The following is a 22,629-nucleotide window of genomic DNA, read 5'->3' as shown; positions in this document are numbered from 1 at the left end:
CGGAGCACCTTGGCTCCGGTTACGACCCTAGGTCGGGGATGGTGGGAATGTCGCGTTCGCAGAAGGACCGAAAACTTCGGTCAGATTTGGGAAAAACTTTTCCGCAAAGCCCCGACCCGCACCGCATGGATTTCGTCGAGGCGATCGCTCAGGCGCTGCGGCGCGAGTACGGCCAGAGCTCCGCGGCGGTGAAGGTGGTGGTGCGTCTGACCCGCGCCAATCCAAGGGCCGTACGCAACTGGTTCGCCGCCAACAACGGCCCCAGCGGCGAGAACCTGGTCGAGCTGCTGCGCCACTCCGAAGAGGTCCTGGAGACCGTCCTCTTCCTGGCCGGCCGTCACGACCTGATCACCGCCCGCAAGCTGGCCGGCGCCCGCGAGAAACTGCGCGAGATGCTGGAGATGATCGATGACCTGCAGGCCGGTTGATCGCAATGGTGATCAATGAGCCGAACTTTTCGCGCGGCTGAACCGCCCTGCCCCCGGTTCTCGCGCGTCATAACCTCCGCTGGCTCGCGCCGCAGACTCGGATCAAAATTCCAGGGACAGAACGGCCGATGCCCCGGAAAACTGCTCAACGATTTGGATATGACTGCAGTAGGAAACTGCAGCATCGAACTTCAGAGGCCAAGCCAATAACTGCACACCCCATCATCGTCACGACCTGCACGAACCGCAAGCGGCACGCGCCCGATCCGCAGCTCAGCGCCCGCGACCTGGCGTCGGGTCCGTCCGAAGTGGTCGGGGCGGCATGGCGTGAACGGCTGTTGGCGGCCAGCCGGCCCTGGATAGCCGGTTCGCTCTATCTGGGCCGCGCCTTCAGTGAGGCGACGCAAGCCACGAAGTCCGCCGAGGGTCGCCTCTATATCGTATCCGCCGGGCTGGGTCTGATCAGCGCCGAGAGCTGCGCGCCGAGCTATGACCTGACCGTCGCGCCCAACGCCCCGGACTCGATCCTGCGAAAGACCGGCGATCAGGCGCGCGCCTGGTGGGCCCAGGTGGAAAGCGCCCTGGAGCCCGCGCCGGCGCTCGAGGGTCAGGGCCTGATCCTGGCGGCTCTGTCGCGTCCGTACCTGGACATGGTGGCCGACGCCTGGTCGCGCTGGCCGGCCGAACGGCTTTCGCGGCTGCGACTGTTTTCGAAGGAAGCGCCCGGCGGCGATCTGGCCAAGACGTTCGGCGCGGCCTGGATGCCGTATGACGACCGACTCGATCGCTTCGATGGCGGCGCCTACGCCGGCACCCAAAGCGACTTCGCCCAACGCGCGCTCAGGCACTTCGTCGACAAAATCGGGGTGGCTCTCGACGACGCCGCTGACCATCGAACAGCGGTGTTGGCCGCGCTAGAGGGTCTCGAGGCGCGAGAAAAGCCCAGCCGCGAACGACTAGACGACGCGCAGATCCGCGCCTTGATCCTGCGGGACTGGGCGCTGGTCCAAGGGCGATCGGGCGCGATGCTGCGCCACTTGCGCGACGAGCTGGGCGTGGCCTGCGAGCAGGGCCGGTTCAAGCTGCTGTTCCAGGCCGTGGCCGGCGAGCGCCCGGGAGCACTGATTTGACCCGCGCGCCCATGCTCTCGGTGCGCGCGTTGCGCACCCGCCAGGCGGCAAGCCTGGACGTCTTCGCCTTCTTCGTCCGTGGCGACGAGGTGATGAAGATCGCCGACATCTCGCGCTTGCACCGCGACGAGACGCTGCTGCGCGGCTTTCAGCGCAAAGAGATCAAGAGCCACGTCTCCGAGATCGCCGAGTTCCTGAAGAAGGGCGAGGTTCTCTTCCCCAACGCCATCATCCTGGCGCTCTCCAAGGAGGTCGCCTTCAAGCTTTCGCGCGGTCCCGCGCCGCAAGGCGGCACGGACGCGGTCCAGAGCGGGGTGCTGTCCATCCCGCTGCGCCCCGAGGGTCAGCGCGCGGCCTGGATCGTCGATGGCCAACAGCGGTCGCTGGCGTTGTCGAAGGCCAATCAATCAGACCTCCTGGTGCCGATCGTCGCGTTCGTCTCGTCCGACCTTGAGGTGCAGCGCGAGCAGTTCATCCTGGTCAACAAGGCCAAGCCCCTGCCCTCGCGTCTGATCGACGAACTGCTGCCCGAAGTCAGTGTCGACCTGCCTCGCGATCTTGCTCCGCGCCTCATTCCCAGCGTGCTGTGCAATGCCCTGAACCAGGATCCGGCCTCGCCCTTCCACAAGATGATCAAGCGCGAGTCCGAGGCCGGCGTGGTCGGCCCCGTCATCACCGACACGCCGCTGATGAACGCTCTGCAGTTCAACCTGCGTCCTGGCGGCGCCCTGGGATCCTATCGCACCGCTGATGGCGCCGATCTGCCCAGCATGCTGCAGGCGCTGAACATCTACTGGGGCGCGGTCAAGGCCGCCTTCCCCGAGGCCTGGGGCCGCCCTGCCCAGGAAAGTCGTCTCACCCACTCGGTCGGCGTGCGCGTCATGGGCGCGTTGATGGATCCTGTATGGACCCGCGCCGATGCGTCCCTCGATCCACGCGCCGACGTCGCCGCATCGCTCTCGCGCCTGGTGCCCCACTGCCGCTGGACCAGCGGGGTGTGGGAGGAACTGGGGTGGTCGTGGGACGATCCGCAAAGCACTAGCAAGCACATCAAAGGGCTCACGGACTATCTGCTGCGCCTCGACCGAGAACTCTCCAGGGCCAGCCGATGAAGTTCATTTTCGCCGACAGCCTCGACTTCGTCGACCCCGGCTACGATTTCATCAATGATCGCAACACGCCCAATCGCAAGCCCTACTGGGACGACGCCTACCCCCACGAGATCATGGGCTATGCGCCCTATGACGGCGTGCTGGTGTCGCGCGGGATCGTCGGCGACCACAGGATCAAGGGCAAGTACACCGAAAGCCAGGCCATGCGCTTTCGGCGGATCGGCGTGCGCGAGTTCATGCGGCTGGACAAGCCGCAGTTCGCCGACCTGGCGCTGTTTGGCGACTGCGGGGCCTTTACCTATGTCGCCCACGACGTGCCGCCCTATACGCCAGGCGACACCGCCGAGTTTTATGACGATTGCGGGTTCACCCACGGCTGCTCGGTCGACCATATCATCTTCGACTACGACGAGACCCTGGTCGGCTTCGCCGGCGGTTCGCCCGAGGCCAAGCGGCGCTACGACATCACCCTGGAAAACGCCGACGCCTTCTGGCGCGAAACGCGCGGGATGAAGAACTTCACGCCCCTGGGCGTCGTCCAAGGGTGGTCGCCCAACAGCATGGCCGAGGCCGCCCGCTCGCTGGTGGCGATGGGTTACACCTACCTCGCCATCGGAGGGATGGTGCCGCTGAAGTCGGACCAGATCAAAACCTGTCTGGCCGCCATTCGCGATGCGATCCCGGCCATCACGCGCATCCATATCCTGGGCTTTGCCAAGGCCAACGAGATCGACTCGTTTGGTGCCTACGACATCACCAGCTTCGACACGACTTCGCCGCTGATCCGCGCCTTCAAGGACGCCAAGCAGAACTACTTCCTGCGCGAGGACGATGGCCACGGCGCGCTGCGATACTACACCGCCATCCGGGTCCCCCAAGCGATCGAGAACCCGCGCCTGACGCGGCTTATCAAACAGGGAACGTTCAAGGCCGAGGATCTCTCCAAGCTCGAAGTCGAGGCGCTGGCGGCGCTGCGCGCGTTCGACAAGGGCGAGCGCGATGTCGAAAGCGTCCTGGAGCCGGTGCTCAAGTACAACGCCATCATCGCCACGGACCAATCTTACGAGGCCGTGCGTCACACCACCGTCATGAAGCGGCTGGAATCGGCGTATCGAGAGACTCTGACCAAGCGCCCCTGGAAGGCCTGTGGCTGCCCCATCTGCAGCCAGGCCGGCATCGAGGTGATGCTGTTTCGGGCGAGCAATCGCAACAAGCGGCGGGGCATCCATAACCTCGCCATCTACAAGACCCTGATCGACGATCTTACGAGCCTTGCGGGCGACGCAGAATGACCAAGCTTACCTTCACCGCCGTAAAGGCCAACCAAAGCCCCGAGCACGAGGTGCTGACCTTCGCGGCGAGCGCCAGCGACATCCTGAAGTTCGCTCAGATCGAGCGGGTGTCGCGAGACTCGCAGGGTGACCTGTCGGGTTTCCAGCGCCCCCAGATCGCCGGCCACATCCGCGAGATCCAGGACTATCTAGCCAAGCCCGACTCGATCCTTCCCAACGCGGTGGTCGTGGCCTTCACCGACCGTGTGAAGGTCGAGGACTTGGGCGAGGGCGTCGTCAAGATCACCATCGATATGACCGATGGCCCGCCCGGCCTGGTCGTTGACGGCCAACAACGCCTATCGGCTCTGACCGCCACCCAGCGCGAGGATTTCCAGGTGTTCGTCGCGGCGATGGTGTGCCGCGACGAGGCCGAGCTGCGCCGCCAGTTTGTGCTGATCAACAACACCCGGCCCCTGCCCAAGTCGCTGATCTATGAGCTGTTGCCGACGGTGAAGGGCCTGCCCAACCGCATGGAGGTGCGCTCGGCCGCAGCCTCCCTCACCGCGCGCCTGAATTACTCCGACATCTCTTCACTGAGGGGGATGATCCGCCAGCACACCAACCCCGCTGGCATGATCATCGACACCGCAGTGCAGCGCGCCCTGATGGCCTCGCTGAGCGACGGCGTCATGCGAGATCTGATCCAAGAGGACAACGGCCAGCGCAAATGCATGATCCTGGCGAGCGAATTCTTCCGAGCCGTGGCTCACGAGTTCAAGGACGACTGGATCGCCCATACCCCCAAGACCTCGCGCCTGGTGCACAGCGCAGGGATCCAGGCGATGGGCTATGTCATGGAGCTTCTGGCCGCCGACGGCGCCCGCTCCTGGACGGAGTTCGCCGCCGGCCTCAAATGCCTGCAAGGCAAGACCGCCTGGTCGGCGGGGTCCTGGGATTTCGGCGACGGCGACGTTCGCCGCTGGAACCTGATCCAGAACGTCAACCGCGACATCCTGGCTCTGACGCACTACCTGACCTCGATCGCCCGGGCCGACATCAAGCGCCGCGCGAGCGCCGTGGCTGAGGCCGATCAAGGCGCGCTCCTGGAAACGACCGACTCATGATCTTCTTGAGTGCGAGTCTCAACTCGCGCGCCCGTTAGAGCCCACTGCGCCATGTACGAACTGACCAAAGAGTTTCGCTTCGACGCCGCCCACACGCTGGAGCGGGCAATCAATGCCGAGGGTAGCCGTCGCATCCACGGCCACTCCTATCGGGCACAGGTGACCTTGCGCGGTCGCCCTGACCCGGTGTCGGGCATGATCATCGACACCAGCCTGCTGGAGCTGAAGCTGGAGGAGGCGCGCGACGCGCTGGACCACCGCTTCCTGGACGAGATCAACGATCTTGGCCCCGGCACGATGGAGAACCTGTGTGCCTACATCTGGCGCAAGCTCGAGGACCAGGTGACCAGCCTCCATAGCGTGGCCGTGCTGCGCGACAGCACGTCCGATCGCGTCACCTATTTCGGGCCGGACGCCTGATGTCGGGCGGGGCGCTCGTTGTCTTTTCCGGCGGCCAGGACTCGGCCACCTGCCTTGCCTGGGCGCTGCAACGCCACGAGCACGTGGAGACCATCGGGTTTGACTACGGCCAGCGCCACAGGGTCGAGCTTGACGTCCGCGAGGCCTTCCGCGCCGAGTTGAGCGCCAAGTTTCCGCAATGGTCAGAGCGCCTGGGCCCCGACCACATGCTGGCCCTGCCCTCCCTGGCGGCGATCAGCGACACGGCCCTGACCAGCGACCGCGAGATCGCTTTCAGCAAGACGGGCCTGCCCAACACCTTCGTCCCAGGCCGCAACCTTCTGTTCCTGACCTATGCGGCCGCCGTCGCCTATCGCCGGGGTCTCAAGCACCTGATCACCGGCGTCTGCGAGACCGACTTCTCGGGCTATCCCGACTGCCGCGACGACACAATGAAGTCGCTGCAGGTGACCTTGAACCTGGGCACCGAAAGCCGCTTCGTCATCGACACGCCCCTGATGTGGATCGACAAGACCCAGACTTGGCAGTTGGCCAACGACCTTGGTGGCGAGATGCTCGTGGATCTCGTCATCGAGCACACCCACACCTGCTATCTGGGCGACCGCGAGCACCGCCACCCCTGGGGCTATGGCTGCGGAACCTGCCCGGCCTGCGATCTGCGGGCCGCCGGCTTCAAGGCTTGGCGCGAAGGCTAGGCGTCCGGTTCTGACGCATCTCCCGTTTTAAGGTCGGCGGGCTTGCGGACACACGCCAACCGCGCAAAGCTGGGCAGGGGGTGAAACGTGCATAGTCAGATGATTCAATTGGGGAAGGCCGTGTGAGCGCCCCCTCTTCCGAGGACTCTTCTCAAAGCGACGCGACTTGGCTCGACGAGTTTAAGGGCCGGACCCGCCGCGCTCTGGGCGCCGCGCAGTCGTTTGGCGACCGTCTGGCGCTCATCCGAGAACTTGCCCGCCTTTCGGAAGACCGTCTTGATCTGGATGCTGAAGGCGTGCGCCTGACCTCGCAGGAAGAGGCCAATCTCGCCCGGTTTGGGATGGCTAGGACGGGCTCGGGATCGTGGGTGCGGTTGCTTGAGATCGAGACCGATCTCGTCACCGGGCTTTCCCGCTCCTTGCCCTTGGACACCGGAAATCGTCGCCTGTTCGCGCCCGTCGTCGCCGACGCCGTCCTTCTGCGCCTTTCCGCCCATAACGCCTATCAGAGCGCCACCCAGAAAGCCGCCGTGCGCGCCCTTCTGACCATGCCCGACGCCTCGGCGTTGATGGTTTCGATGCCGACCGGCTCGGGGAAAAGCCTGCTCTTCCAGATCGGCCCGCGTTTTTGGCGCGAGAAGGAGCCGGGCGCCTGCGTGGTGGTGATCACCCCAACGGTGGCGCTCGCCGAGGACCATCAGAGAACTCTGCGCAAGATGCCCGGGCTGGAGCAGTCTTGCGCCCTCACCGGCGCAACGCGAGGCGTCGCCCGGCAAACGATCCTCGACGACTTTCGTCAGGGCAAGGTGCCGGTTCTGTTTCTGTCGCCGGAAGCGGCTCTCAACGGAGAGGTCAAGGCCGCGCTCATCGACGCGGCCAAACCGGCGGACGAGAAGTTTGGTCTCGCCGCGCGCCTTATGGCTATCTTCGTCGATGAGGCCCACCTCGTCGAGCAATGGGGACGCACCTTCCGTCCGGATTTCCAGCGACTTCCCGCGCTGGTCCGGCAGTTGCGCCAGGCCCATCCCGCCCTGCGCGTGGTCCTGCTGTCGGCTACGCTCAATCCGTCCTCGCGCCTGGAGCTGAGACGGGAATATGGCGCCGGTCCTTGGCTTGAGATTCACGCCAGCACGCCGCGCTACGAGATCGACCTTCTGACCAGGGCGTTCGACGACACCGCCTTGAGGGATGAGGCCCTGCTGCACCTTGTCGACCGGCTGCCTCGGCCCGCCATCCTCTACACCACCCGGGTGGAGGCGGCCACCTCGCTTCACGCCACGCTCAAATCACGGGGCTATGAGCGCCTGTCGTTGTTCACAGGCGAGATCTCCGATGGTCAGGTGCGCCGGGAAATCGTCCAAGGCTGGGCGGACGACGAATTTGATCTGATCGTCGCGACATCCGCGTTCGGCCTGGGCGTCGACAAGGCTGACGTCCGCGCGGTTGTCCACGCCTGCCTGCCCGAGAACGCCGCCCGCTGGTATCAGGAGGTCGGACGCGCGTCACGCGATGGTCACCAGGGTCTGGGCGTCTGCCTCTGGACCACACGCGCCATAGGCCGCCGGGCGGACGAGCGCGACGCCTTTCGCTTCTCCTCCAGTTCATGGCTGACGCGCAAGTTGGGCGTCGCGCGGTGGCGCGCGCTTCGTGACGCCGCCAGTCTGTCCTGGACGCAGACCGGCGCACGCCGCATGGCGCTGGATTTGGACGCGGCTCACCATGACCTGCGCGGGCCGACTGGTGCGCCCAATCGACGATGGAACCTGTCGTTGCTCAATCTCATGCAAAGGGCCGGCGCGCTGACCGTGACCTTGCTGACCGATGAGGGCGAAACGCCCGTGCGGTGTGAAGTCGAGCTGCATCAACTGGAGCTGCTCGAGAACGGCGCCGACGCTGACACCGCCATGACGCGGATCTTCTGGTCGCGTGATCAGGAGCAACGTGCGTCAATCGCCGAGTACAACGGATTTCGCACCCTGATGCTCGGCGGCGCTGACACCTGCCTGCTCACGGGCGTGTTCTTGCAGATCGAGCCTGACGTGGTTCAGGCGCCACCCTGCGGGCGCTGCCCCCATTGTCGAGCCCGCAACATCGCGCCACCGACCACGGCTCGTCCCGAGGGCGTCGATCGGTACTGGGATCCTTGGGAGGATGACGGAAAAAATGGTCGCCAGATCCTCGTCGCGCCCGACCACCTCGCCCTGAACGACGAGTTCGACCGCCTGGTCCATCGCTTGCTCGAGGCCGGCGTTGAACAGTTTCTCGTGCCTGAGCATCTCGCTCAAAGGGCGGCGAAGTCGGCACTAGCCCACGGCGCCGAACTGGGCTTGGTTCTGACGTTGGAAGACTGTCTGGACCAGGGTTGGCGACTGCCCGGCCTGACGACCGCGATGATACACACGCGGCAAGGTCCGCCCATCGCCGAATGCATGGCCCTGGCTCGCGGGTTCTTGGCGGACGGAGAGTCGAGGGTGATCTACGTCGTGGCCGATCCTCACGAACGGCTCGAGCAGCGCCAACTGTCTCAGCACTTCCTCCTGGCTTACGCCGAGGCCGCCCTGCCTCGGGCGGGTCTGGCCCAGCAAATTGCAAGGACGGTGAGCGCATGACTTTGCTCGCGGCCACACAAGGCACACCAGACCGGGTCTGGGCGCTGACCAGCCTTTTGGCGCAATTCCCCGATGGCCTGACACGCGACGAAATCGCCGGCTGGCTCAATCCGCGGTTTTCCAATGCAAGCGGCACCACGGCGCAGTCGCAGGTCACGGCTGTAGAGCAGTCTATTACCGCCGCCCAAGGTCTTGGCCTGATCGACGGACGCGACCGCTATGTGCTCAACGTCCCGCCGATGGCCGACTACGACAACTTTATGGACGTCGTGCACGCCTACCTTTCGCGCTTGCCGGGCGAAGAAGCCAACGCCCTGATCCTCGAGGGCTTTGCATGGGCGGTCCTGAAGGTGGAGCAGGACAGTGCGTTCGGCGCGCTCTCGGCGCTCGGCAACAAGGCGCTGGCCGACCAGATCAACGCGGCCCTCCCCCCCCGTGGCGGTGAAAGCGACGAGCGGCGTTTCAATGAGGTCAAGCCGCCGCACTGGCGTCGATGGCTGCAGGCGCTCGACCTGACGAACGATCTGGGTCGCCGGGAGCTCTATCCGTACATCGCCGAGCGTCTGTGGCGAGTGCTCAATGCCTCCCAGTTGCCCAAGGACGTCGAGGTCCCCAGTTCCGACGTCGTCGCCACGATCGCACAGGCCATGCCCTATCTGGACGGCGGCCGGATCTGGACCGCCACCGCCGCGCGCATGGGCTTTACGCCGCCGCCGCGGCTGTCGCGCGTTCTGAGCGTGGCGCTGCGCGACCTTCACGATGAAGGAAAGATCGAACTCAAGGGCCTGGGCGATGATACAGGCCTGACACTTCTTTCGCGCGACCCGCGCCATCGTGTCCAATCGATCGGCGCGGTGGTCATTCGTGCCGGAGAGCCAGATGCTTGAGCTTCCCCGCAAGGCTTGCTGGGACGCCAGCGCTGCTGACGCCATCTTGAAAACCGAGGCTCTGGCCGGCCGGGACGCGCTGTTCTTGGCGACCCACACGCCTGTGCGTGGCTTCAATCGCTCGGGCATGCGCGCCACCGACATTGTCGACAGCACCGAGCACGCACTGCTCGCCGCCTTGAGCGACCCCGCCCGTAACCACGTCTTCTGCATAGTTCAGGGCGAGCCTGGTTCTGGTAAATCACACCTGATCCGCTGGCTGGAGGTCAATTGGCCCCACAAGCGCACCAAGGAAGAGCCGGAAAACACCGATGTAGTGCTGCTCCTTCAGCGGGCTGACGGCAGCCTCGATGGCGCTCTGACCCAACTGAAAAAGGAATTGCCCGAGGAGTTCTCCGGCCTGTTCGAAGGATTGGGGCAACGGCAATCGATTTCGGCGGATGGACGGGCGGCCGACTTCCACAACGGTTTGGCCAACCGCATGCAGCGCCGTTACTACGACGGCAAAGCCCCAGAAGACGCGGAGTGGTGCGAGCAGGTCGATCTTGGGATCCTGCTCTACAACAGCAATGTTCGAACGCGGTGGTCTGGGCCACGGCGTCTTCTCGACATCATGAACGGCAAGGCAGGCGACCGAAATTCGGAGTCCGCCAGCTTTGACCTGCGCGATGTTCGTGATCTCGCGCGCCAATGCATTCGCGTCGAAGATTCCGTGGCGTCCCAGAAGCTGGCCAATCGCTTGCGTCAGGAAGCCGAGACCATCGATCTGCTCAGCCGGGATGGCGTGGCCTGGGCGGATATGGGCGACCAGGCGCCGGCGGACCTGAAGGTTAGTCTGAAGGTTTGCGCGGCCCTCAATCGCCGCCGCAACGACGCGGTTCAAAGCGTGATCGGGATTTCCGCGTCCGACCTGCAAAAGCTCTTCGAAGGGGTGCGCGCGGGTCTGAAGTCCACGGGCGCCCGTCTTGTCCTGCTTTTGGAAGACATCACCTCCTGGGAGGGGTTGGACGATCGGCTGATCGAGGCCCTGATCACCGACGCGGAAACCCGCGACGACCTGTGCCCGATCCTCTCTGTCGTCGGTGTGACACCCAAGTATTATCGCGATCTCCAAGGCAACTTCCGCCAGCGCGCAACGCACGAGGTTCGACTTGGCGACGATGATGGCGGGCTTCAGGACGTCGCGAGCATGCGCGATTCAGAAGACCGGCGCGCGTTTGTCGCGCGGTATCTGAACGCGGCCCGGGCCGGCCTGGACTCACTGGACGCCTGGCGCGACCGCTATCAGCGTGACCGGGACGAGCCGCTTCCCAACCGTTGCGACCGTTGCGAGCTCACCGCTGGATGCCATCGCGCCTTCGGCGCGGTCGACAGCATGGGTCTCTACCCCTTCACCGCCAACGCCATCGACGCGCTCTTCTTCGCGCTTAAGCTCGACGACGACGGTCAGACCCACCGCACGCCGCGGGGTCTGCTCCAGCATGTGCTGGCGCCGACTTTGCTGTTCCCCGGCCCTCTCGAGCAGCAGCAATACCCGTCTCAAGAAATAGAAGTCCTGGCGCTGGAGCCGGAAAGCTTCGTGCTCCCGGGAGCTTTGAAGAGCCTGGTGGCCAATCAGGTCAGCGACGGGGCAACTGCCGATCGTCTGAGAAGGACCTTGGCCATCTGGGGCGACAAGACCCGCCCCGTAACGAGCCTTCAAGGCGGCGACTATTACTTCGCCGACGTCAACAAGGGCGTCATCGAAGCGTTTGGCCTACCATGGTTGGGCGACGAGACGACTCAAGCCGGCCTCCGCGCGCCGGAGCGCTTGCCCTCCCCGACCGATCCGGTCGCGCCCGCCTCAGCCGAGGCGCAAGCGCCCACCCTTGCGCCCACGGTCGCGGATCTTGAACCCGCTCAGATCATCTTCTCGCCATCCCCCGCACCGGCCGCGCCACCCGAGCAAGGCCGCGTTACGCCCACGCCTGCGGCCGGACGGGCGCGTACCGCCACGATCACCGCCAAGGCTCGCACGGTAACCGATGCGGGTCTTGCACGCCTGCGCGACCAGATCGCCAAGGTGAGGACAGGCTCGCCCATCGCCGAGCCCAGCCTCTGGAACGAGACCGTCGGTGGTCTGGTCAAGTCCTTGCGCCCCAAGCGGCTCGGAATCGATCGCTGGACGTTCACGCGCCTGTTCACGCCCGAACTCATCAAGGTCGAAGGCACCGGCGCAGACCGTGGGGGAAGACACTTCTTCGTCCCCAAGGACGACGTCTTGTTCGACGGTCTAGAAGCCTATGCCGAACTTAAGCTGAGCGACGACGCCGACGACGCGACCCTCGACTACTACCGTCGCTGCTTGGCCCGTCTCATTCGCGCCTTGGAAGGAAGGGTGCGTGCACACGCCAACGCCAGACTGCCCAAGACCGCCTCAGGGGAGCGCTGGAGCGTCGCAGCCGGCCTGGGCCAAATCCTGGCCGTGCGTGCCTGGCTGCGCAACGCCGCTCAGCCCACGACCGCGCTGCACGACCAATTTCGCGACCTCCTCAACGAAGAGCGTGTGGGCGCGGCCGACGCCAAGGCGCGGCACGCCGACTGGCAAGCCTGCCTGACCGCCACCGACCCATGGCATCGCCAATTTCGCGAACATCTCCTGGCGATGCTCGACACACCCCAGGCCGGGACCGAGTCCAGCGATTTCCTCGACGCCGCACCGATCGCCGCGGCGCTGACGGCAGCGCTCATTCAGCGCCAGCAATTCTCGAAACTTGCTTTACGTCCGGCGAAATTCTCCATCTCGACGATCGACGACATCCTGGATGTCTTTGAAAGGCTTTCCGCGCGGGCTCCGACAGCCGCACGCGAGGAGCTTAAGCTGCTGAAAGGGCGCGCCGAAGATCTCGACGACAAACGCCATGGCGACGGGTTGGCGCATCGGGCTCGCGAGATCGACGAGGCCGTGAACGAAGTGACCAGGATTGTACCCAATGTGCCGGCCTCGGTTTTGCGAGATTGGAAGCAGGGCTACGCGGAACTTGCGACCTTCTTCGCCGATGCGGCCGCCGTCGGCGAGGTCGAGGAGTTGGTGGGCGTTCTGTCCGATCCCGACGAAATTCCGGCTGGGGCAGCGCTCATCACATGGCTTGCCGCCGCACCTGCAGCTCGACTTCGCGATGTGCGCGAACTCCTTTCGCCCAAAGGCGATGCCGTCCTGACGGGCTTGCTGACCGTCGCGCGCGAGCACATCGACAAGGCCGAGGGGGGCGTTGATCTGAGCGGATTGCAATCGGCCGGCCAGCGTCTCGAAGCGGCGGCCCTGGAGGCCGAAGCGCTGCTTTCGGAGAAGTCATGACCCAGGACCTACTCGCCGAACTGAACGCGGTCGTGCCAAAGCTTCGCAGCGCGGTGGAGACCGTGCGCCTCGACGACACGGCCAAGCGCGCGCTCACGACCTTGCGCTCGGCCACCGGGCAGGCCGATCGGTTCTCGGCGTCCGTCGCGGTGCTGAAAACTCTCGGGCGCGCCAAGGAGGCGGCGACGCGCGAGGCGCTGACCAAGGCGTCCGGCAAGGCCCGGCGGATTGGCAAGGCGCTCCAGGAGGCTAGCGACTCCGAAGGCATTCAGGATGCCGAGAGCGCCTATGATGGCTTTGGCTCATCGCTCGCCGATCTCGAGAACGCCGTGCGCAACGCTTGGCGCGACCAAGTCCATGTCGAATTCGATCCCCTGCGCGGCATGGGTGAATTGCTCGAGCGGATCGAGGCCACTGAGGACCTGGGCCGTCGGCTCATCAAGGTCGGACAGGAGGCGCGCGGCCTTCTTGAAAACCGCCCCTCGCTCGGTGACCTGAAGATCGCGGTGGAGCGTTTGCGCCCGCTCGCGACGGCGTTGCGCGAGGAGTTGGCCCATGTCGGCGACGACGATCCGGACGTGACCGCCTTCTTGCGCGCGATGGTGGCCAACCAGGCCACGGCGCGTCACTTGAAGCCCTCGGTCCTGGCCTGGCTCAAACAGTGCGGCGCGCTGGACGTCTTCGCCGTGCGCGCCGCCAATTAGGTCGGGTCGGCGTCGCAAACGAAGCGACGCAACAGGCCCCGGCTCGTCGAGGCCTGCGCCAGACCCTCGGACATCAAGTCGCTGGGCTGATGCACGCACGCCAAACACCCGTCGACGCAGAGCCGGCCGTGCAGCCTGAAGAGTTGGTCGGCAAGCCGGTTTTCCGGGCTGAGGCTGTCGTCGAGCGCGGCGTCTTCGACATGGCCGTAGGCGGCGAGCAAGCGCGCGGCCACGGCGCTGGCGCCGACCTTGGCCTGCTCTACGCACGCGCTGATCAGTTCCCACGCCGATGGTTCGCGTTTGAGCTTGGCCTGCAACGTCGCCTCGGCGGCGCGCAACTCGATCGCCAAGTCATAGAGGTCGAAGCGCTCGACGCCGATCTGCTCACGTCCATAGAGAACGCGAAGGACCGCTGGCGGCGCCGGGACGCCCGCTGGCAAGTCGAGCGCTTCGATCAAGGTGCGCAATGTCGAGGGATTGTCGGGATCCAGAGCCCGCCAGGCGTCATGCTGATCGCTTGCTTCGAACAAGCGCGCCAGGGCCGCATCTTCCAACGCGTTGGGACAGTCGGTGATGAAGCCGTCGCGCCAGTGCTCTTTGGACAGAGCAAACCGCTGAACATAGGCGCGCGTGGTTCCGTCGCCGTAGGAGCCGGCTTCACAGATAGTGATCACCGCTTCCTCGATCCCTTCAAACTGCAACGGCAGACGCGCGTGCATGACCACCTGACGCTCATCGCCGCTTGCAGTCTGAACAAAAGATTCTTTCAGACGCACGCCGAGCGCATGAACCACCGCCGTCCACAAATAGCATCGCAGGCTTTGCGGGTTCAACAGGCTGTCCAACCCCGCCTGTAGAACAGACTTCATCGCCGAACCGCCGAAGATCTCCGCCACGCGAGACACGCGCGTTAAGCTCAGCATCGGATGGTGAGAAAGATAGGCCGCGCGCGTGTCTTCAAAGAGGCTAGCCACCTTGGCCTTGTCCCAGAACCGAAGGATTTGCTTCAGCCGACCGCGCAGCGTTGCGTCAGCAATGGCCGTGGCCAGCAGTTCGGCGGCGCGGCGTGCTTCAAAGCCGTTGACTCCCGCCGCGATGGCGCCGGACTCCAGCACGTATCGGAAGAGTTGCCCCTCATGCCACGCCCGTTCGGCGTCCGAAGTTTCGAGACGCGCCGCCTCGCGATCGACGAAGCTGGCCAGCCGCTCGCTATCGAGCACGAAGCGCACGCCTTCGGTCTGGACGTGAAAACCATGCAGGAGCGGTCGGTCATCACCGGGCGCGGTGAAGATCTGGGTAAAGGTCTCCGTACTGGCCGGCGGGCCGTTGAGCGGCGCCTCCGCATCAGCACCCCAAAAGACCCGGGCCATGCCAAGACCGGTTGTCTTGCCGCCAACCCCATCGCCCCGGAAAAGGTCGACGCGCGACAACCAGGGCTCTAGACCTGCGACGGGCAAGGGGCGGGCAAGCTCCTCCACCGGCTTGATGACCGGAAAGCCTCGCAAGAACCCTCGGCTGTCATGCCTGATCTGCCGGGTCAGGTCCGCCGGATCGCCGACCCTGGCGACCGTCGCGCTTGTACCAGACCCCGCCTCCCAGTCCGATTGCCAGCCCGCGCCATGCATGCGCCCTAGGACCTCGAGGGTCAGTTGGGCGGGACGGAAATAGGTGTCGTGCAGGTCGGCCAACAAAGGCCGCGCCTCGTCCGGCAACTGCTCCAGCCAGGCCTGAGCGCCCTCGCCCACGGGATGCCTGCGCCCCTGTTGGTAGTCCTCCGGAGCCAACCAGGGCCCGCGGCCATCGACCGGCGGACGCCAATAGACATTGATGCCATCGTAGCGGCGTGTGGCGTTGCCCGGCGCCGTGGTAGCCAAGGCCAGGGAGATGTCTTCGTCGGCGTCCTTGGCCTCTTCGGACCTGACGGTCAGGTGGGGAAGATTGATGCTTTCAAACAAGGTCCCGGGGATCCAATTCAGGACTTCCCGCGCCCTCGGCGTCGTGGTCAGCACCTCGTTCTTGGCGCGCGCCTTCAAGGCCTTGGTCCACAAGTCTGGCAAGCCGGCTTGGTCGAACGCCTCCCATGCGCGAGACCCAAACAGCATCTCGACAAAGACTTGGGCCTGGTTCCAGGCATCCTGATCCGGCGCTTCAAGATTGACGCTCGCGCCACGCCGACCACGACGCGCGAACGCATCGAGCACCGCCGAAAGCAACTGCCCGCGGCGCACGAAGAAGTTGTCCGGATTGAGAGGACTGTCGAACCCCGCTGGAGAGATCATCTCGTGGGGCTTGCGGAACCACCAGGTGTCGCGGCTCGAATAGAGCGACAGGGTCACGCCGGTGATCGGCCGATCATCAACCCCGCGTCCACCTCGCCCCTTGCGCTGAATGAAGCTGGCCAGATCCCGCGGCGCATAGTGCTGATAGACGAGGTTGATGTCCGGATCGTCGTATCCGACCTCCAGGGACGAGGTCGCGAAAATGATGTCCGAGCGCTTGATCATGTCTTCGACACGGCCGGACGTGCCCGAGAACACCGGTTGTTCGGCGACCGTAAGGGCCGTACCCGGACGACGGCGACCTGAAGCGCCAGTCTGAGCGCTGTCTTGCGCGGCGAACCACCAGCACTCGCCCTCCTGGAAGGCGTCGCAGCCATGGGGCTGCCCGCAGCAGCCCTGGCGCGCCTGACCAGTCAGGGGATCATCGGGATAATCCCGGGTCCGCAGCGCCGCGAGCTTCTTGTAGGTCTCGGCGTCGGCATAAGCGGCGTGCAGGCGGCGAACCTTGTCGATCGAGTCCAGGAACACCAGGCTGCGGAAGCCGCCTTGCGAGCCTGTACGCCGTCGCATGCCGTGGGCCAGGCACATCAGGCTCTGAATGGTCGTGGAGGCGCCCGCGATATCCTTGCCGCGAGACTCCACCTCGGGCTGGACGAAGTAGAAGTATTCGCGGCCGCGCGGATTGATCGTCTTCTCGCCCGCGAGCGGCGTGATCAGTTGGGCCGGATGACCCACCAGACGCTCCCAGGCTTTTGCCGGGTCGCCCAGGGTGGCGCTCATGCCAATCGCCAAGAGGGGAAGCGCAGCGCCATCGTTGACGGCGGCGCGCGCCACAAGACGACGCAACGCATACCCGACCTGAGCGCCATGCACGTGGGAATAGAGGTGGATCTCATCGGCGAGCACAGCGCGTGGCGGCGCAAACCCGTCATCGTCCCCAAACAGTCGTCCGTAGTCGACGTGGTGCATCCACTGGTGCAGCGAGTCCGTCGTGGGCAGGAACATCGCCGGCGGGTTGTCGCGCAGCCCCTGCTTTGACCCCACCCATCCTGCAAACGTCCAAGCACATTGGGTGCAGGCAAGCTGGTCGGCCCCGTCGGCGCCCTGGCCATCGTTGAGCAAGAGTTCCTGCTCACACGCCGGGCAGGCAAAGAAGGGGAAGGTGTAGGCGCGATCGCTCACCCGTCGCCAGCCGGCGTCTTCATCCCACTTCTGCAACTGACCAAAGCTTTGGGGCACTGCGCCGACCTGCAGCCCCACCGTCACGGTCGGCATGCCCGGCTCGCGAGCGAAATCGGCCAGATAGCCAGCCAGACGCTGAGCCTGATTGGTGGCCAGACGGATGCGCGGATAGGCCAAAATGGCCCTCACGCCGCGGATCCCGTTCAAGCGGTCGGCGGCTGCCCCGGCGATCAGGGGGAAGATCGCCGCCTCGGTCTTGCCCGACCCGGTATCGGCGGCGATGACGTAGGCGTTCTTGCCTCGGCCGGCCCACGCCTGGCTGATGGCGATCAGGCTGCGAGCCTGAAAGCCCGCGACTGCCGCCTTGTCGCCCCAACGCTTTTGAAGCATGTCGCGCAAAGCGCCGAGCGCGCGTTGGTGCGCTTGAGGCAAACCTTCCGCCGCACGCTCGACGGTATCGGCGATGGCGTCGCGGCGTTCGGGCTTGTCGCGATCTCGCAACTCGATCTTCAGGCTGCGCGCGAGATAGGGCCGCGTATCAGCGTCGTCGTGTTTGAAGCGCTGCTTCACATAGCGCAGTTCGCGCGCCATCTCGGCCATACGACTGCGAACACGGCCTTCATCGGCAAGCATCAACCAGCCTTGCGCGGCCAGGCGGCCGACGACGCCGGCGACAGCTTCGCGGTCCAGACCGGCTTGATCGGCCAGGGTCGCGATCGATGTCCAAGCTTCGTAGACCCCGAAATTGATCGTCGCGGCCTCGAGGGTCTCAAGGGCGTTGAGGACGACGAAATCCTGATCCGACAGATCGGCCGCCTGGGGCGGCGGCTCGCGCTCGTCGGCGACCGCGACTTGCACCCAATCGACCGTCAGGGAATTGTTGGCGGTCCCAAAGACGATCAGTCCCTCGGCCTTGAGGATCTCCAAGGTCGGCTTGAGCACGTCCACGCCCTTGCCGTTCATCCAGGCAAAGCGCTGGCGCACCTTGTCGTAAAACGGCGGCGCACGCCCCGATCGGGTCTGGCTGATGACGCCTTCGAGCCTTGTCCGAACCGTCTCCAGGTCGACGGCGAAAACCTGACGGCGCGGATCAACGATGCGGGCCTGCCAGAAGCTGCCATAGCGGGTGGATTCGGTGAGGTTGATCCAGCCCAAGGCGTGAAGCCGAGCAAGGTCGGGCAAGAGATCACGTTGGGTCGCCAGCTTGGCCTGCAGGTCCTTGATCTTGGCCGCGCCGTTGGCGGACTGGGTGACGCAAACACGCACCGCCGCCAGCAGCCGCTCTTGATCCTGAGTGAGGTCTTCATCCGCCGCGGCTGGCTGGGGCGCTGCCTGTGGGCTGTCGTCAAAGAGTGGCGCGGCGTCAAAGCCACGAAGCAGGATTTGCGCGGCGACCTGACCGCCCGCGCCATTGGGAAGATTGCAGACTCGTCGAGGCTTGGCGCTGAAGACGAACTCACGAAGAAGCTCGGCCTTGTCCATGGCCTCCTGATCGCCCGGCGCGGCGTCGAGCAGTCGTCGGCTGATCAGGATGATCAACTTGGTCTTGGCGCGCGTCACGGCCACGTTCAGCCGCTCGGGCGCGAAGATGAAAGCAGCCTCGGCGACCGCGAACTCCGCGTCGGCCACGCAATAGGACATGATGACCGCGTCGCGCTCCTTGCCCTGGATTCGATCGACGGTCTCCACGAAGGCGTCCTTGGCCAGGGCGGCTGGCAGGACCGAGCGAATGGCGTTGTTCTGCGCGCGGTGCGGGCTGACGATCGCCAAGCCCTCTTTCCAGAACCCCGGCGCCAAGCCGCTCCCGACCTTGGCGTCGGTCATCCGCTCGGCGAGCCGCTCGGCCAGTCTTGCCGCCAGGCCGGCTTCGAACTCGTTCTGGCTGGCCGCGGGCGGACCGTCATGAAGCAGGACGGCGACCGGCCACTCGGGATCGAGCAGATCGACTTCCCAAGGCTCGAGCCCTTCACGCCAGGTATCAACCAAGGCCAGACGCGCCTGCGCCACCTCGTCCACCGAGCGATAGTTATCCTTGTAGAAGACCCGTTCGGGAAACTCCGACAGGGGCGCGTTCAGCCTGAAGGTTTCATCCAGGGCAAATTCGGGCACCTGCCCGGACTTCAGGAACGTGTAGAGCGAGCCGCCCAGGTCGCGGGTGTCGACGCGAATATCGCGGGCCGAACGGATCGGCGGCAGTTGCTGGTCATCGCCGGCGACGACCACCCGGCCGCTCGCCTTCAGTCCCGCGAGTGCCATCAACCCGTGGCTGACCACCATCTGCGAGGCTTCGTCGATGCAGACCAGGTCGAAGAGATCGGCCGTGAAGCCGTCGCCTCCCGCCGCTTTGCGAGCGGTCAGGCGCGCCAGCGACCAGATCGATCCGCCAACCACGACATGAGGAGCCTGCAGATCGGCCAAGGCCGCGTCGGCCTCGGCGGCGCCCAGGCGCTCACGATGTTCGACCAGCGACGACAACCCCGCCGGGGGGCCGGTGCCAATATAGCGCACGTCAAAGAGGCCCGGGGCGTGATCGGCGGCGCGCTTGGCCACGGCGTCCAGCAGGTTGCCGATCGCGTTGCGAGTGAAGGCGCTGACAAAGACCCGCGTCGACAGGCCCGCGGCCGCGCGCGCCTGGATATAGCCGACCACGAGCCAGGCCAGCAGATGGGTCTTGCCCGTGCCCGGCGGCCCGAGGACGAGGCCGGCTCGCGTGGTGGCCAAGCCCTCCCAGGCCGCGACCTGAGCCGGCCGCAAGGGGTAGTCCTTCTTGGCTTGCAACTGCGGGGCGACGAACGTCTCCAGCGCCGCGCGCCAAACCTCCGGATCGGCCGCGCCCGAAGCGAAGTCCTTGGGATCGCGCAGAAATCTGACGAGTTGACCGGGGCCGCTCATGGTTGGGCGCTCGCGAGATTGGTCAGGAATTGCGCGGCGCGCACGCTGTTGACGTCGCCGAAGGCCTGATCGATGCACCATCCGTTCGAGGCGGTGCGGCGCAGCAGGGCGTCAAATTCCGGAGCCCTGTAGATCGCCGGGTCCATGCGCACGGAGACACGATCGGGCCGGTCCTGATAGTCGGCCGACGGCGTCATGATCGAGCAGCTGACCGAGCGCCAATTTCCAAGGTTGAGACGCAAATCGGGATCGTCATCGGTCAGGATGAGGTTGAAGGAACCAGGGCCTAAATCACTGGCGCGGCTCGCCTCGGGCACGCTGAAGGTCAGGATCGCCGAGCGGCCGTAGATCGCATGGTTGATCAGCGTCAGGCCCGCCATGCACCGTCCGGCGTCACGTCGGCGATCGACCGGCTGAGCCAGAGCCACCAATGCCTCCAGCAGGCCAGCGCGATTTTCCAAGAGCTCGCACGCCACCAGGATATCGAGATCGATGGCGTTGAGCGGATCGAAGCTGGCGTGAAAGCGGAACGGCTTCTTGGCCAGCCGCAGCAACGGCGCGCCCTTGGCCGTGGAGGCCTGATTTTGTGCGTAGAGCCAAGCGATGACGCCTTGCAGCGCGTCCAGCCGCGCGGCGACGTCGGCCGCTATGGCGCTGACCGGCTTGGCGTCGAGCTTGTGCTCGCGCAGCGGCCGGATCACGTCGATCGACAACAACGACGAAAACTGTCGCTGGAAACCTGGCGCGGGTTGATAGGCCGGACCACCGCCGGCGGCCTCGAGCGCCTTGCTGACCTGCCGCAGGTCATAGGCGACCATGACGGGCAGAGCGTAGAGCTGTTCCACGACACTGCGGACGGCGGTGGCCGGCAGGTGGTGAACGCCCTTGAACTCAGGCTCAGGCACAACCTCATCGGGCGGAAACAAGCGCACCAGGTGCAGCAAACCGCCTCGGATCTGATCATTGTCCAGGTGGCGGCCAAGGGCGTTCTGCAGCGCCGTGGCTTCGGTCGGCTCATAGAAGAAAATATGGGCGAAGACCCCCTGCCCGGCCGGCGCATTGGCGTTGGCCTGATCAATCGCGGTCAGGTCGTCGATCAGAGCGGCCAAGACGGTGATCATCGCCGAGGCCTCATCCTCGGCCTCGCCGCTCTTGGGAATTTCGATCTTCTGACTGACGACCTTGCCGGCCTCGACCCGTCGATAGCCTATGGCGGCGATGCGGTCGTCGACCGGGTCGTGATCGACCGACAGCAGCAGAACGACATCGGCCCGCGGCGGCATCAGGAACGTGTGTTCATCGATAGTGCGCACGATCTGATTGGTCGTCAGGGCTTGGGCGCGCGCCTTCAGGGTCTCGGCCCGGCGTCCCAAAGACCAGCCAATTCCCGGCTGTTTGGCCAATCCCGCGGCCTTGGAAAGATCGGCGACCGAACGCACGTCCAGTCGAAGCAAGGAGCGTTTGGCTTCATGAGTCAGGCCTGCGACAGCCGAAACGTCCCGTTTTTCCGGCGGCAATTGCGGATCGATGCTGCGCGCGCAGTGATCGATGAACTCGCACTGCTCGCATTTGAAATAGAGGTGAAAGAAGGTCTCATCGAAGGTGGGCAGCACCTTCTTCTTGGCGATGCCGGGCAGGATGTTGCGGCAAAAATCGTCGACCATGCGAAGGTAGGGCGCCAAGGCAAAGCGCTCGATCTGGTGATCTTCGCCGGTGGCGACGCCATGATCGGGGATGCGCCAAATTTCCCCATGGTCATCGAGCCGGGCCTGAGTCGACAGGCCCATTTCTCGCAGCAATTCCTCCAGAACCCGCACGTAGAAGGCCACCTGCGTCTTGTGAAACGGGGTGGCGCGTCGCGTGGCCTTGACGTCGATGACGGTGAAGACGCGCTCGGCGTGTCCCGCCGGCGCGGCCAGGCGGATCAGGTCGGGCAAATTGCGCTTCAACGCCAGATCCGTGCCCTCCAGGAACCTGGGCTGAGAGCGCGGCGTCAGATTGGCTTGAGCGGCATAGGGCTTGGTCTGCTGGCCTTGCAGAAAGGAGGCGGTCAGGCGCTCGTCCAACGGGCGCTTGGGCGAGGACGGCAGGAGCACGCCATCGGTGCGATCGAGCTTGCCGACGACGCGCGCTTCGAACTCGTTGCCCAGCACCGCCCAGGTGTTTTCCTTGACGATCTTCACGACCGGCACGGCGTCCAGTTCGGCGTCAGTGAACAACTCGTACCGGGTCTTGCGCTCGCAGCGGTACTGGAACCAGGACTTGATCGTCGATCCGCTGAAAGTTCTCGCCATACCCGACGCCCGGCGCGAATCGCGCACCTGCAAGTTGTTACAGCGCCATCAGGACCGCACAGCGCCGCTTGTGCAAGGCGGCCCATGCGGTCGCGCCCGCCCCCGCGAGCCTCATCCTTGCCCCGGAGGGCGAGCGACGGCATATTTTCCCAATGAAGTTCAATTCCACCCAAGCGCTGGAAGCGGGCCACCGTCTGACGTCACGGCGTTCTACGTCGACATGAAGCCGGGCCTGGCGCCCGGAGAAATTCCGCCAACCATA

At 65.2% G+C, this 22,629-nt stretch carries 13 protein-coding genes; 11 read left to right on the top strand and 2 right to left on the bottom strand.

Annotated features, from left to right (window positions below):
• The first annotated feature begins 125 nt into the window (after positions 1 to 125).
• The 11 genes from AC07OA_RS15445 to AC07OA_RS15395 all read left to right on the top strand — a co-directional run bounded on the left by AC07OA_RS15445 (position 126) and on the right by AC07OA_RS15395 (position 13,720).
• The gene (locus tag AC07OA_RS15445) at positions 126 to 428 is read left to right on the top strand and encodes a hypothetical protein (RefSeq protein ID WP_494664706.1); all 303 of its coding nucleotides are present in this window, start codon (positions 126 to 128) and stop codon (positions 426 to 428) included.
• Between the two features lie 128 nt (positions 429 to 556).
• Entirely contained in the window at positions 557 to 1,558 is a 1,002-nt protein-coding gene (locus AC07OA_RS15440; RefSeq protein ID WP_494664705.1) for a hypothetical protein, read from the top strand.
• Positions 1,555 to 2,670 (top strand): DGQHR domain-containing protein DpdB, encoded by a 1,116-nt coding sequence (dbpB, locus tag AC07OA_RS15435; RefSeq protein WP_494664704.1) that lies wholly within the window; start codon positions 1,555 to 1,557, stop codon positions 2,668 to 2,670. The genes AC07OA_RS15440 and dbpB (AC07OA_RS15435) overlap by 4 nt, the downstream gene beginning before the upstream one ends.
• Entirely contained in the window at positions 2,667 to 3,962 is a 1,296-nt protein-coding gene (gene dpdA, locus AC07OA_RS15430) for a tRNA-guanine transglycosylase DpdA (protein ID WP_494664703.1), read from the top strand. The genes dbpB (AC07OA_RS15435) and dpdA overlap by 4 nt, the downstream gene beginning before the upstream one ends.
• Positions 3,959 to 5,068, top strand: coding sequence for a DGQHR domain-containing protein DpdB (gene dbpB / locus AC07OA_RS15425; protein WP_494664702.1), 1,110 nt, complete (start codon positions 3,959 to 3,961; stop codon positions 5,066 to 5,068). The genes dpdA and dbpB (AC07OA_RS15425) overlap by 4 nt, the downstream gene beginning before the upstream one ends.
• A gap of 51 nt (positions 5,069 to 5,119) precedes the next feature.
• Positions 5,120 to 5,488, top strand: a complete 369-nt coding sequence (locus AC07OA_RS15420) for a 6-pyruvoyl trahydropterin synthase family protein (RefSeq protein WP_494664701.1) — start codon at positions 5,120 to 5,122, stop codon at positions 5,486 to 5,488.
• A complete protein-coding gene (gene queC / locus AC07OA_RS15415) occupies positions 5,488 to 6,183 on the top strand; it encodes a 7-cyano-7-deazaguanine synthase QueC (RefSeq protein WP_494664700.1) in 696 nt (231 codons plus the stop codon). The genes AC07OA_RS15420 and queC overlap by 1 nt, the downstream gene beginning before the upstream one ends.
• 122 nt (positions 6,184 to 6,305) lie before the next feature.
• Positions 6,306 to 8,792 carry a DEAD/DEAH box helicase gene (locus AC07OA_RS15410; protein WP_494664699.1) on the top strand — a complete coding sequence of 829 codons (2,487 nt, stop codon included), beginning with the start codon at positions 6,306 to 6,308 and terminating at the stop codon, positions 8,790 to 8,792.
• Complete coding sequence (locus AC07OA_RS15405) at positions 8,789 to 9,679, top strand: hypothetical protein (RefSeq protein WP_494664698.1); 891 nt, start codon at positions 8,789 to 8,791, stop codon at positions 9,677 to 9,679. The genes AC07OA_RS15410 and AC07OA_RS15405 overlap by 4 nt, the downstream gene beginning before the upstream one ends.
• Positions 9,672 to 13,016, top strand: a complete 3,345-nt coding sequence (locus AC07OA_RS15400) for a hypothetical protein (RefSeq protein ID WP_494664697.1) — start codon at positions 9,672 to 9,674, stop codon at positions 13,014 to 13,016. The genes AC07OA_RS15405 and AC07OA_RS15400 overlap by 8 nt, the downstream gene beginning before the upstream one ends.
• Positions 13,013 to 13,720 carry a hypothetical protein gene (locus tag AC07OA_RS15395; protein ID WP_494664696.1) on the top strand — a complete coding sequence of 236 codons (708 nt, stop codon included), beginning with the start codon at positions 13,013 to 13,015 and terminating at the stop codon, positions 13,718 to 13,720. The genes AC07OA_RS15400 and AC07OA_RS15395 overlap by 4 nt, the downstream gene beginning before the upstream one ends.
• Here the strand turns inward: AC07OA_RS15395 and AC07OA_RS15390 are convergent.
• Positions 13,717 to 20,073, bottom strand: coding sequence for an AAA domain-containing protein (locus tag AC07OA_RS15390; protein ID WP_494664695.1), 6,357 nt, complete (start codon positions 20,071 to 20,073; stop codon positions 13,717 to 13,719). The genes AC07OA_RS15395 and AC07OA_RS15390 overlap by 4 nt on opposite strands.
• Entirely contained in the window at positions 20,070 to 22,400 is a 2,331-nt protein-coding gene (locus AC07OA_RS15385) for a hypothetical protein (protein ID WP_494664694.1), read from the bottom strand. Before AC07OA_RS15385 ends, AC07OA_RS15390 begins: the two co-directional genes overlap by 4 nt.
• Between the last annotated feature and the right edge of the window lie 229 nt (positions 22,401 to 22,629).

The organism is Caulobacter sp. GW821-FHT09B08, from assembly GCF_059418225.1.
Note: the sequence above shows the minus strand (reverse complement) of the source record. Positions and strands in the feature narration are given on the sequence as shown.

Bases quoted from the DNA above. Each gene is read 5' to 3' on its own strand.
- AC07OA_RS15445 (WP_494664706.1), top strand. From the start codon at position 126: ATGGATTTCGTCGAGGCGATCGCTCAGGCGCTGCGGCGCGAGTACGGC.
- AC07OA_RS15440 (WP_494664705.1), top strand. From the start codon at position 557: ATGCCCCGGAAAACTGCTCAACGATTTGGATATGACTGCAGTAGGAAA.
- dpdA (WP_494664703.1), top strand. From the start codon at position 2,667: ATGAAGTTCATTTTCGCCGACAGCCTCGACTTCGTCGACCCCGGCTAC.
- dbpB (WP_494664702.1), top strand. From the start codon at position 3,959: ATGACCAAGCTTACCTTCACCGCCGTAAAGGCCAACCAAAGCCCCGAG.
- AC07OA_RS15420 (WP_494664701.1), top strand. From the start codon at position 5,120: ATGTACGAACTGACCAAAGAGTTTCGCTTCGACGCCGCCCACACGCTG.
- queC (WP_494664700.1), top strand. From the start codon at position 5,488: ATGTCGGGCGGGGCGCTCGTTGTCTTTTCCGGCGGCCAGGACTCGGCC.
- AC07OA_RS15405 (WP_494664698.1), top strand. From the start codon at position 8,789: ATGACTTTGCTCGCGGCCACACAAGGCACACCAGACCGGGTCTGGGCG.
- AC07OA_RS15400 (WP_494664697.1), top strand. From the start codon at position 9,672: ATGCTTGAGCTTCCCCGCAAGGCTTGCTGGGACGCCAGCGCTGCTGAC.
- AC07OA_RS15395 (WP_494664696.1), top strand. From the start codon at position 13,013: ATGACCCAGGACCTACTCGCCGAACTGAACGCGGTCGTGCCAAAGCTT.
- AC07OA_RS15390 (WP_494664695.1), bottom strand. From the start codon at position 20,073: ATGAGCGGCCCCGGTCAACTCGTCAGATTTCTGCGCGATCCCAAGGAC.